The organism is Candidatus Paceibacterota bacterium, assembly GCA_040905715.1.
In the GTDB taxonomy this organism is placed as follows: Bacteria; Patescibacteriota; Minisyncoccia; order Phycocordibacterales; family CSBR16-193; genus JBBDHZ01.
Window position 1 is genome coordinate 41,531 of sequence record JBBDRA010000003.1, and the last position, 12,150, is coordinate 53,680.

Consider the following 12,150-nt stretch of genomic DNA (forward strand, 5'->3'; position numbering starts at 1 on the left):
GCGATAAGTATGATATGCATAAGAGTCTATGACCAATACCACCACACAACCAACACTTGAAGATATTGTTTCACTGGCGAAGCGCCGAGGATTCATCTACCCTGGTTCAGAGATCTACGGGGGGCTTGCCGGTGCCTATGACTACGGCCCGCTCGGTGTAGCGCTGAAGAACAACGTCAAGCAGCTTTGGTGGAAGCGTTTCGTGGACGGGCGGGATGATATGTACGGTGTCGACGCCTCGATCTTAATGAACAGAAAAACATGGGAAGCGAGCGGACACGCCGCCGGATTCGCCGACCCGCTCGTGGAAGACCTTGAGACAAAACAGCGATATCGAGCTGATCATCTTCTTGAAGATGCTGAGATCGATCCGTCAGGGATGGACTTTGCCGCCATGAGTGCCGCGATACGTGACAACAATATTAAAAGCCCTGAGGGCAACGAGCTGTCTGATGTTCGTGAATTTAATATGATGTTTCAAACATCAGTCGGCGCAACGAGTGGAGAGGAAGGGAAAACGTACCTTCGACCGGAGACCGCGCAGGGAATTTTTGTGAACTTTAAAAACATTGTTGACTCGCTCTACCCGAACTTCCCGTTCGGTATCGCTCAGGTTGGTAAAGCGTTCCGCAATGAGATCGCTCCGCGAGATTTTGTGTTCCGAACGCGTGAATTTGAACAGATGGAAATAGAGTACTTTATCCGAGAAGAGGAATGGGAGCAGTGGTTTGAATACTGGCGCGAGCAAATGTGGGGCTGGGTTGATGATATCGGTCTCACGAAAGAAAAGGTGCACGAGCTAGAGGTCCCCGACACCGAGCTTGCGCATTATTCAAAGCGTACGATCGATTTTGAATATGATTATCCGATCGGTAGAAAGGAGCTGTACGGCTTAGCCTACCGAACCGACCACGATCTCAAGCAGCACATGGAGCACTCCGGCGTCAGTCTTGAGTACACCGACAAGCAGACCTCTGAGCGATTCATCCCGCACGTGATCGAGCCGTCGCTTGGGTTGGATCGAACGGTTCTGGCGCTCTTGTGCGACGCATATCAGGAAGACGAAGTGAACGGGGAGAAGCGAATGTATCTGGCGTTCAAGCCGGATGTTGCACCGGTACGAATGGCGGTCTTTCCGCTTTTGAAGAACAAGCCGGAATTGGTAGAGAAGGCAAGAGAGGTCTTTGCCCTGCTTAAAGCAGAGTTTGGCCGGGTCTGGTTCGATGATAATGGCAACATCGGTAAGCGGTATCGACGGCAGGACGAGATCGGAACCCCGCACACGATAACGATAGACTTCGATACCCTTGAAGGAGGGGAGAACGGCGAGAAGGACACGGTCACCGTCCGTGACCGGGACACAGCAGCGCAGGAGCGAGTTTCAATTTCTGAGTTAATTCAGAAATTGAAATAGAAGGTAAGAATATGATTCAACAACCAAACCACCGTTCGATCACGTCGAACGGTGGTTTTTCCGTATTACGTAAAGGCCGGTTACAAATATTAGAGTTAACTCTAATATAACTCTAATATAACTCTAATATTTAAAATTCACGTATTTTCTGCTACACTACGGCCACTCTATAAGCCACCTTTTATGAAAGCTAACAAAAAGATACTCAAGAACGGCATGCGTCTTATAACCGTGCCGATGAAAGACAACCCGGCGGTAACCGTAATGGCAATGACCGAAACCGGGTCAAAGAACGAGACGGATGAGACGAGCGGTATTGCTCACTTTCTCGAGCACATGTGTTTTAAAGGCGGCAAGAAATACACAAGTCCGCGAGAGGTAAGTACGGCGCTTGATAAGCTCGGCGCTGAATCAAACGCAATGACCGGTCATGAATACACCGGCTATTACGGCAAGGCGCACCCGAAACACTTCAAAAAGATCCTTGATGTTGTTGCGGATATCTATATACATACTCGCCTGGACGAGGACGAGATGGAAAAAGAGCGGGGAGTGATCCTCGAGGAGATAAACATGTACGAGGATTTTCCACCACGTCATGTTGCTGACCTGTTCTATCAATTGATCTATAAAGGTCAGCCAGCCGGTCGACCGATCTTGGGTCCACGCGAGAACATTAAACAAATGTCTCGGGAAACATTTCTTGAGTTTCATCAGACACACTACGTCGCTGAGAAGACGATCCTCTTTGTTGCTGGTGAATTTGACCAAAAAGAAGTAGTTAAGGAAGTGGAGAAAGCATTCGCACAGATCCCCTCATCCAAGGCGCCGAAAATGCCGAAAACAGTCGAGAAGCAGGTGGCGCCACAGCTATTTATTCAACAGAAGAAGACCGATCAGATGCACTTTATGCTTGGGGTACGGGCATACAAAGCAAAAGACAAGCGGGTCCCGGCGTTGAATGTTCTTAAAACAGTGCTCGGTGGCGGTATGTCGAGTCGCTTGTTTCTGAAGCTTCGCGAAGAAATGGGAGTTTGCTACTACGTAAAAGCACCGCTTGGTTTGCATATCGACCACGGCTATCTCGGTGTTGCTGCCGGAGTAGATAAAAACCGGCTTGAGGAAGTATTAGGAGAGGTTATGGGAGAAATGAATCGTCTTAAAGATGAATTGATCGACGAGAAGGAGCTTAAAAAAGCCAAGGATTATATTATCGGCAATATGTCGCTCGGACTTGAGACATCGGACTCTGTCGCTGATTTTTTTGCCGAGCAGGAGATAATGGAGGGCGGGATCTTGAGAACACCTAATCAAGTGATACAAGAGATTCGTGCGGTGACTGCTAAAGATGTACAAAAAGTTGCTCGAGATATCTTTAAAAACGAAAAATTAAATATGGCGGTCGTGGGGGATGTAAAAGACGAGGCAAAGGTTAAGAAAGCACTTAAGATCTAGTTGCTTTTCTCCTAGCACGCGTCCGTGCTCAATGGTAGGATAATGGTTATGATAAACGAACAGCCCTCCAACACACCTCGCACTCATACGATGATTTCCATCAGCTTGAATACCGTTCTGATGATCGTCGGGGTTGCTCTCACGCTCTTAGCCGCGTATTTGTTGCGCGATCTTGTGTTGGTTGTATTTGCTGCGGTTGTTATCGCGGTGGCGGTAGAGCCGGCTATTCAGTGGTTTCATCGTCGAAAAGTACCGAGACTTCCCGCGGTTATCATTATCTATTTGATCATTGCTACTATTTTTGTCGGAGTGATCGCGTTTCTTTTGCGACCTCTTATCGGACAGGCCATGGAATTTTTGAATTCACTACCGGAGTACTGGCAGTCTCTACAGGCGTGGGCGTCTATGCAAACCGGGGGCAGTGTTGGAACCGGAGGAGAGGCTCTATCTATACAGGAGGTTTCACGAGAGTTGCGTGATTCGCTCACCGGTCTGTCCGGCGGCGCGTTAAGTGTTATTTCTAATGTGTTTGGCGGTGTGTTGAGTTTTGTTTTGATCGCTGTGCTGTCGTTTTATCTTTCGGTCCAAGAGAATGGAGTCACGGACTTCTTGCGCATGGTTACGCCGACTCGCTATGAGCCATATGTGCTTGGTCTATGGAAACGTGCCGAGCGAAAGATCGGCCTGTGGATGCAGGGACAGTTGATCCTGGTGGTGATCATCGGTGTTTTGACATACATTGGTTTGACCTTGCTTGGTGTCGAGCACGCGTTGCTCCTTGCGGTGCTGGCCGGAGCATTTGAGATTATTCCGCTTTTCGGTCCGATTCTGGCAGCGATTCCGGCGATCCTGATCGCGTTTACAACCGAAGGCGTTACTCTGGCGCTTCTGGTAACCGGGCTGTATGTTGTTATACAGCAGCTTGAAAACCACGTGATCTATCCGATGGTAGTGAAGAAGGTGGTCGGCCTCTCGCCAATAGTGATCATTATCGGCCTGGTTGCCGGTGGTCAGCTCGGCGGGTTTCTCGGTATTCTTCTGGCTGTACCGATAGCGGCGATCTTGATGGAGATCATAAATGACGTACAGGAAGGAAAAGAGATGCGATCAAAGAGGATGGAACCGGAAGGATCTGAGTAGGAAACCTCTACCTAACTAATCGTTACGTGACCGAAATGAATACACAAACACCATTTTATATCACTACAACGCTGCCATATGTAAACGCCAGTCCGCATATCGGTTTTGCCATGGAGTTAGTGCGTGCAGACATTATTGCTCGGTACAAACGTCAGGCGGGTTTTGATGTGTTTTTTAACACCGGCACAGACGAGCATGGTGCAAAGATCCACGAGAAGGCGCTCGAGAAAGGCATTGAACCTCAGGAATACGTTGACGAGGCAGCAGAAAAGTTCAAGGATCTGATCGATCTCCTCAACATTTCACCAGAGGTTCATTTCATTCGTACGACCGATGAGCGTCACGTAAAAGCAGCGCAAGAGTTTTGGAGGCGGTGCAACGAGAACGGCGATATCTATAAAGGAACCTACAAGGTGAAATACTGTGTGGGCTGCGAACTCGAGAAGACGGAATCCGACCTCGACGAGAGCGGTCACTGCCCGATTCATCCGAATCGCGAGCTCGAGGTTCGCGAAGAGGAGAACTATTTCTTTAAGTTTTCCGCGTATGCTGAAAAGTTGCTCGATCTGTATACTAGCACGCCGGACTTTGTGATCCCTGACTTTCGTCTGGGTGAAATACGGGCATTTGTAGAGCGCGGGCTCACTGACTTTAGTATCTCTCGGGTGAAGGAGAAGATGCCGTGGGGGATCGAGGTGCCTGGTGATCCTGACCATGTGATGTATGTATGGTTCGATGCGTTAGTGAACTACGTCTCAACACTTGACTGGCCGATCGAGTCAGAGATGTTCGAGAGGTACTGGAAGAATGGCACGCCAACCCAGTACGCCGGCAAGGATAACCTGCGCCAGCAGTCTGCCATGTGGCAAGCAATGCTCATGTCGGCCGGTTTACCTGCTTCTCGCCAGATCGTGATAAATGGTTTTATTACCAGCGGTGGTCAGAAGATGTCGAAGTCGACCGGTAACGTGATCAGTCCGCAGGAGATAGTTGAGGTATACGGTGCTGATGCACTGCGCTACTACTTAGCGCGAGAGTTGCAGTCGTTCGAAGATAGCGACTTTACCCAAGAGCGATTTCGCGAGGTCTACAACGCTAACCTCGCAAACGGTCTTGGGAACCTGGCTAGTCGGATCATGAAAATGGCTGAGACGCACCTAACGACCGCCCCGATACTGCCGGCACAAGTGTATGAGCAGGATTTCCAGGAAGCATTGGAGCGATTCGATCTTCAGCGAGCAACAGACATCATCTGGGAGAAGATCCAAGCTATGGACGGAAATATCCAGGAGACAGAGCCGTTCAAACTGGTTAAAACTGATCTAGAGCAAGCCAAAGCTATTATTAGCGACCTCGTGATCGATCTGTATAAAGTAAGTCAGATGCTTGCTCCGGTCATGCCGAGTACGTCAGCGGCAATTCAAGAGGCGGTCAAGACGAACACAAAGCCGGAAACACTTTTTCCTCGCCGAGAAGAGTAGAACCAGACATGACTCAACTGAACTACATCGATATTCATGCTCACTTTGATACCTACGAGCCTGAAGAGCGTCAGGCTGTGCTGGGGCGGATGCGCGAGCATGGCGTTCACGCGATTGCTGTCGGTACCGATGTGCAGAGCTCGCAAAGTGTTGTTCGGCTTGCCCGAGAAGAAGAAAGCGTGTCTGCCTGTGTTGGTGTTCATCCGGACGCAAGCAGAGACGCCGACCTGGATATGATCGCAGGTCTTGCCGGTGACCCGCAGGTGGTTGCGATAGGTGAGTGCGGGTTTGATTACTTTAGGCGCGAGGGGAGAGAGGGTGGAGGAAGTGATCGAGATGATCTGAAGCCGGTTCAGCAAGCGGTGTTTGAGCGGCAGGTGGAGCTTGCGGTGCAGTATCAGAAACCGCTCATGCTTCATGTGCGCCCGGCGAAGGATTCTATGGATGCCTACGAAGACACACTTGAGCTCCTCGAGAGCTATGCACAAGAACATGGCGAGGCTCTGGGCGGTAACGCGCACTTTTTTGCCGGCACAGTTGAACATGCGCGGCGGTTTCTTGAGATCGGCTTTACGCTTTCGTTTACCGGAGTTATTACGTTCACAAATGATTACGACGAGGTGATTCGATACATTCCCTCGGATATGCTACACGCGGAGACCGATTCGCCGTTTGTTGCGCCTGTTCCGTATCGTGGCAAGCAGAACGAGCCGAGCTATGTACAACACGTTGTTGAGCGGCTAGCCCGGATACGCGACGAGGACCCGCAGGTGTTGGGAAAAGCGCTTGTGGACAACGCACGGCGACTTTTTGGAGTATAGTAAATAAGAGGCGATGAGGTTATTTTATGAATAATTATTTTTATGCAACAAGATCTTGAACAAAATACTGTGTCCGGATCATCGGAAGGTTTTGACACAACACCTGCATACGGACAACAGGAGACTCTTGTTTCCGGAGCAGGCCCTGTAAATGAGCAAACAAAATTACCAAGCATCGGCACTCACTTGAAGGAAGCGTACGCAATGGTGGTAGATCGCGCCGGCGTGCTTAGCGTAGCTTATATAGCTTTGTTTATTGTTAATATCCTTACACTCTACATAGCTGCGAAAGTAGTGTTCCTTTTAGCGTTTAATTCTGGTGGTTTCGAAATGATCCTGCCATTAATGGCGTTGGTCGGTATTGGGTGTGTGGCCTATGGGGTTTGGACGGTTATTATAGTAATGATCGTGGATTCACTACTTACTCCGCACGAAAACTCAACTGTAGGACGTCACATTTACCGTGCTGTTGCGTTGTTTGTCCCGGCTCTTTGGATTGTTATTCTCGTCGGATTGGCCACGACCGGTGGATTTGTTTTACTGGTCATCCCCGGAATCCTTCTTAGTTTGTGGTTCTCTCTAGTTATTCCAGTTATGATTGCTGATAGATATCGCGGATGGGATGCGCTGTGTGCCAGTCGAGAACTTGTACGTAACTACACAGGGGAAGTATTTATTCGATATCTCGTTGTTGGTATCCTTCTTGCCGTCATTGGGGGAATAGCTGGCTTGATCCTTGACCTGGTCGTATCAGCTGTTTTGCCATCGTACGGGCTAATGGAATTGATCGTTAGCCAAATTATTCCTATATTGATCAATACTGTTCTTTGGATATATATTGTGGCGTTTGGCGTTCGATTATATCAGTATTTGAAGGAGCGAAAAGGGGTAGTTGATCCGTCAAATCCAAAACGCGGTTGGTATATGGCCGCTGCCGTACTCGGCCTTTTGGTTATTTTAGGGTATACCGCTATGATCGGTAGTGTTCTATTGTAACTGGTGCTGGACTAAGATAATCTGAGATTCGAAGTTTGGTAGCAGGAATGATGAATAGAATAAGCAGGTGCGGGTGAATCGGCAATAATCACTTGCGCCTGCTATGTCGGTGTGATAGGCTAGATTTCATTAAGAAAAGAAGATAGCCAGTAAAAAAGAAGCCCCATATGGCAGAAAACGACACACAAGCACTTCAAGAGAACGGATCTGAGATCATCGCGCGCGAATACGAATGCGCGTATTTACTCATGCCAACGATCGCTGAGGAGAAGGTTGCTGGCGAGGTTGAGGCGATCCGATCTGTGATCGAAAAGAACAGCGCCGGTATTGTCCAGGAAAAAGAGCCTGAGAAAATGCCACTGGCCTACGAGATGACGATCAAGCGAGAAGGAAAGAAAGATCGTTTCTTGGAAGCGTATTTCGGTTGGATGACCTTCACGGCTTCAAGCGAGGCGATCGCCGTGATGAACGAAGAGCTTGCCCGTAACAGTTCACTGATCAGATTCATGATCATTCTTGCCGCTGCTGAGCAGGGTGTCGACGATGTTGATGAGTCACTGGTCTCGCCGCAAAGCGAGGAAGATCAGGTCAAACTCGATGATGACGCCTCTTCGGAAGATATCGACAAAAGCATCGATGCACTTGTTGACGAGGAAGAAACTGTGACGGCATCGTAATTACCACCTCAACTCTTAGTCTATGTACCTTAATAAAGCGATCATCATTGGTAACCTTACTCAAGATCCTGAACTAAAATCACTTCCATCAGGTGTTCAGGTCTCGAACTTTTCACTTGCAACAAACCGTGTGTACAATGACAAAGACGGCAACAAGCAGGAGAGCTCTGAATTCCACAATATTGTGGTCTTTGGAAGGCAGGCGGAAACAAGCGCGCAGTATCTGAAGAAAGGCCAGCAGGCGCTTGTCGAAGGACGGTTGCAGACGAGAAGCTGGGAAGATCAAAACGGAGTAAAGAAGTACCGAACCGAGATCATTGCCGACCGGGTACAGTTCGGGCAGAAGGCCGGTGACGCACCTGCGGGAGGCCAAGGAGGCGGACAAAAGCAAGCTGCTAACACCGGCAGTCAACAGCAGGATCAGCAAGGACAAGATATTAACTATCCGGACGAAGAGATCAATCCTGACGATATCCCGTTTTAGAAAAATAAGGAGTGAAGCGACTATATTTTTCTACCCGGTTAAATAATCGAGACCAGTGGTCTCGATTCCGGTCGACCTGTCGGCCGGATTTAACCGGGTGACTTAAGCGAGTAATTCGTTTCACTCATAACACGTTAAGCCATGAATTCAAACATCAATCTTACATCACTCGACTATAAGCACACAGAAACACTGAAGAAGTTTCTGGATGATCACGGTCGTATTCTACCGCGTCGTAAAACCGGCGTGACTGCAAAGAACCAGCGTCGAGTAGCAAACGCTATCAAGCGCGCTCGATTCATGGGGCTTCTGCCTTACATTCTTCGATAGTCGTTTGGTGGGTGCTTCGGGTATGAATTACTGGCCAATATATTTACCGTCGTTGTCTTTTTCAGAAAAAGTAAAAAACATACTTGTGTGTTTTTTGATCATGGCCTTGGGTTTAGGATTGTTTAAATTTGCTCCGATCTCATTGTGGGGGAGCGGTATCCAGTTTGACGCATCGTTTCATGTTGTCGCAACGATATTTGGTCTGTACGTAATTTGGTATTTTATCGAAAGAAATAAACGATGGCGGGTACCGTTCTTTATTGTGGCAACCGGTTTGGTGACGGTTATTTCAATCCAGCGGATCTTTGCTGAGGCTCATAACGAGATCGGCATACTTATCGCTCTTGCGCTCTCTGCGGTAGCGATCATTCTGTCGCGTCCGGAATATTTTCTTAAGCGCCTGAGGTTTTAGTGAGGTTCTAGATCTGTCGACACGTAGACATGGTAGCTAAATAAAACACCATCCGCCGGGTGGTGTTTTATTTTTTGGAAACTCGCTCTACGTAGACACCTTTTTCTGTGTTCACGCGGATCACGTCTCCGGCTTCAATGAACATCGGTACTTCTATTTCAGCACCGGAGGAGAGGGTAATACGTTTGTTGCCTCCTTGTGCGGTGTTGCCCTTGATATTTGGCGGGGCATCAGTAACCTCAAGTTCGACTTTAACCGGCAAGGTAATGCCGATGTATGCATCCTGGTGGCGAATACCGCTTACCTCCATTCCTTCAATGAGGTAGATAGCTTGTTTACCGATAACCTCTTCAGAGATAGAGAAACGATCACTTTTATCTTCTTTAGAATGAAAAATGTAGTCACCTCGCTTTTCGTAAATAAAAATGATCGGCTGAGTATCAATGGAAGCCTTCTCAACTTTGTCAGATTGCTGAAATGTGCGCTCCATAACATTTCCTGTTATAAGGTTGCGAAGCTTGGTCTGATTGACCGCTTTTCGTTGCTGTTTGCGGAAAATGTGAGAATCGAGTACTTCGTAGGGTTGGCCGTCGAGCTCAATATAGGTTCGGTTTGTGATGTCGCTGTAGCTAAGCATGGGCGAGAGTATAGCATATATCCATCCGTTTTGGATGGATGGTCGTCTTGTATCTTAAATCGTATCTACCTATAACAACAAATAGCGTAACTAATTCTTCATCAGTCCGGCGGATCTTTTTTACGAGACATGGCCTTTTCTGTGCGCAAGTATGCTACTCAGGCTTCCGCTTGTAGGTTTTCGCGGATCTGTTTGAGGAGTTCAGTTCTGATCTTCTTGCTTTCTTTCTGTTGGAGAAGTTGGCGAGTGGCGTCGTATCCGCGACCAAGTTTCTCCTCGCCGTAGTAGTAGACGCTTCCTTTCTTGGTCACGAGCCCAAACCGCTCGCCAAGGGCGATAAGTTCGCCTTCTTTGGAGATACCTTCGTTATACATCAGATCGAATTCGGTCTGTTTGAACGGTGCAGCAACCTTGTTTTTCACCACCTTTACACGTACCCGTCCGCCCATGACAGCATCACCTTTCTTGATCTGGGCAATACGGCGCACGTCAAGGCGAACCGACGTGTAGAACTTGAGCGCTCGACCACCCGGAGTCGTCTCGGGAGAGTTACTTACCAGACAGTCATCTATAAAGTAGTTGTGGTTGTTAGCAACAGAAATATCAAATCGCTGTTTACTGATCCGCTGACCGTCTCGATAGGGAACGCGGGTTCCTATCTTCTGTACTCGCATTGGTCTCAATACCTCGGTTTGGTTTGTCTGAGTCGGCAGTTGGTGAAACTGTCCGCGGTAGGAAGCAGGGAGTTTGTACTCCATTGACGAGGGTACGAACGGAGCGATCAGCTCAAATAGTTTGTCCGACTCTGCTACTGAAAATGAGAGCACGTCGTACTCGCCACACGCTCGCCATGTAGGTGTTATACCGAAACGCGCAAATATGCGGTCGATACGTTCACGACTTTTTGTGTCATTGGAAAATCCGTTTACATATAACGCGGCGCGTGGGCGACGGGTGTAGGTTTTACCCTTCCAGTATGTTTTGCCGGTCTGAAGTGATCCGTCGCCACAGTACCACAACGCGATCGCTCGGGGCGTGATCGTCTCAACGATCGATTCCGGTACTATCTTTTTCTTTTCAACGTAGAATAGGGAATGAAGGTCACCGATACGCAAAAGCGCTTGTGTTTCCATTGTCGCGGTACCGCGCGAGGTTTGCGTAGTAACATTACGTGTTAGGTCACCGAGCTCTTCAGCTAACCAGGATACATATCCGCTTTGAGAGGCGGCGTGTTCTTCTCTAAAGTACGCCGTTTGCTCACCTTGTTTCTTGATATTTCCGTCACCAAGTAGGGAGCCGATGATTATCTGCTCTTGTTCATGGCTCATCTCGGTATTTGATATGCGGACAGAGATTTCATCGCCTTCCTTAATATCTTTTGCCTTTCTCCAGCCATGCGGCGTGTAAACCTTGTGGTCAGGAGTACACGAGAACCCGCGCCGTCCGTTCCCTGTGTGGTTTTGTACAAAAAACTGGAGAAATGAGTCTGTTTCTCCGTTAATGTGCCAGTCAAGCACCGGTTGAGGTTCAATCTGCTTTGTCTCAAAGTTGTACGAGAGTACTTCTACCGGAAGTGTCTGGTTTACAATCTTTCCAATTTTCTCACGACTTCCGTCGGCGAGCATTACCTGGGAGTCGTACGAGAAACAGCCGAACATAACGCCGATCTTCTCACGGATCTGGTTAATAAATATGACCGTGGTGTTGCTTTTGGCGACGATAGCGGTCAGCTTACGGAGTGCTTGGGACATCAGGCGTGCCTGCTTGCCCACCTGGGCGTCACCCATCTCACCCTCGATTTCGTCTCGGGGAGTAAGAGCGGCAACTGAGTCAACGACGATAATGTCTACTTTGCCGGATCGAACAAGGCTTTCGGTTATCTCCAGTGCCTGCTCCCCGTTGTCCGGCTGAGAGATCAAGAGGTCATTGATATTCACTCCAAGTTTCTTGGTGTACTCCGGGTCCATGGCGTGCTCGGCATCAATGAATGCTGCGATCCCTCCTTGCTTTTGTGCTCCGGCAACTGCGTGGAGAGCAAGCGTGGTCTTTCCGGAAGATTCCGGTCCGTATATCTCGATAACACGCCCGCGGGGAAATCCTCCAACACCAAGAGCGTAGTCAAGACCCACCGAACCGCTTGGGATAGCATCAATATCTACCTTAGGTCTCTCCCCAAGTTTTGTAATGGATTCTTCTCCGAACTTTGTCTGGATCTCGCGAAGAGTGTCGTCAATACTTGTACTTGCGTCATCTTTCTTTTGCAAGGTCTTTGCGGTTTTCTGTTTCTTGGCCATATACGCTGA

Annotated in this window: 12 protein-coding genes; 10 read left to right on the forward strand and 2 right to left on the reverse strand. The window is 48.6% G+C overall.

Features of this window, described 5'->3' with window-relative positions; translation table 11 throughout:
* Positions 1–28 precede the first annotated feature (28 nt).
* The 10 genes from WD312_01325 (at position 29) to WD312_01370 (ending at position 9,210) form a co-directional block, all read left to right on the forward strand.
* A complete protein-coding gene (locus tag WD312_01325) occupies positions 29–1,414 on the forward strand; it encodes a glycine--tRNA ligase (protein ID MEX2563745.1) in 1,386 nt (461 codons plus the stop codon).
* Positions 1,415–1,597: 183 nt separating this feature from the next.
* Positions 1,598–2,869, forward strand: a complete 1,272-nt coding sequence (locus WD312_01330) for a pitrilysin family protein (protein MEX2563746.1) — start codon at positions 1,598–1,600, stop codon at positions 2,867–2,869.
* A 48-nt stretch (positions 2,870–2,917) separates the two neighbouring features.
* Complete coding sequence (locus tag WD312_01335; protein ID MEX2563747.1) at positions 2,918–4,009, forward strand: AI-2E family transporter; 1,092 nt, start codon at positions 2,918–2,920, stop codon at positions 4,007–4,009.
* 35 nt (positions 4,010–4,044) lie between these two features.
* The gene (gene metG, locus WD312_01340) at positions 4,045–5,490 is read left to right on the forward strand and encodes a methionine--tRNA ligase (protein ID MEX2563748.1); all 1,446 of its coding nucleotides are present in this window, start codon (positions 4,045–4,047) and stop codon (positions 5,488–5,490) included.
* Positions 5,491–5,498: 8 nt separating this feature from the next.
* Positions 5,499–6,311, forward strand: coding sequence for a TatD family hydrolase (locus WD312_01345; protein ID MEX2563749.1), 813 nt, complete (start codon positions 5,499–5,501; stop codon positions 6,309–6,311).
* Between the two features lie 42 nt (positions 6,312–6,353).
* Positions 6,354–7,307 carry a hypothetical protein gene (locus WD312_01350; protein MEX2563750.1) on the forward strand — a complete coding sequence of 318 codons (954 nt, stop codon included), beginning with the start codon at positions 6,354–6,356 and terminating at the stop codon, positions 7,305–7,307.
* A gap of 167 nt (positions 7,308–7,474) precedes the next feature.
* Positions 7,475–7,984, forward strand: coding sequence for a 30S ribosomal protein S6 (gene rpsF, locus WD312_01355; protein ID MEX2563751.1), 510 nt, complete (start codon positions 7,475–7,477; stop codon positions 7,982–7,984).
* A 22-nt stretch (positions 7,985–8,006) separates the two neighbouring features.
* Positions 8,007–8,468 (forward strand): single-stranded DNA-binding protein, encoded by a 462-nt coding sequence (gene ssb / locus WD312_01360; GenBank protein MEX2563752.1) that lies wholly within the window; start codon positions 8,007–8,009, stop codon positions 8,466–8,468.
* Positions 8,469–8,609: 141 nt separating this feature from the next.
* Positions 8,610–8,798, forward strand: coding sequence for a 30S ribosomal protein S18 (gene rpsR, locus WD312_01365; GenBank protein MEX2563753.1), 189 nt, complete (start codon positions 8,610–8,612; stop codon positions 8,796–8,798).
* A 22-nt stretch (positions 8,799–8,820) separates the two neighbouring features.
* A complete protein-coding gene (locus WD312_01370; GenBank protein MEX2563754.1) occupies positions 8,821–9,210 on the forward strand; it encodes a hypothetical protein in 390 nt (129 codons plus the stop codon).
* A 67-nt stretch (positions 9,211–9,277) separates the two neighbouring features.
* Here the strand turns inward: WD312_01370 and WD312_01375 are convergent, their stop codons facing one another.
* Both WD312_01375 and recA read right to left on the reverse strand, forming a co-directional pair.
* Positions 9,278–9,847: an elongation factor P gene (locus WD312_01375; protein MEX2563755.1), complete on the reverse strand. Its 570-nt coding sequence runs from the start codon at positions 9,845–9,847 to the stop codon at positions 9,278–9,280.
* 158 nt (positions 9,848–10,005) lie between these two features.
* Complete coding sequence (gene recA, locus WD312_01380; protein ID MEX2563756.1) at positions 10,006–12,141, reverse strand: recombinase RecA; 2,136 nt, start codon at positions 12,139–12,141, stop codon at positions 10,006–10,008.
* Between the last annotated feature and the right edge of the window lie 9 nt (positions 12,142–12,150).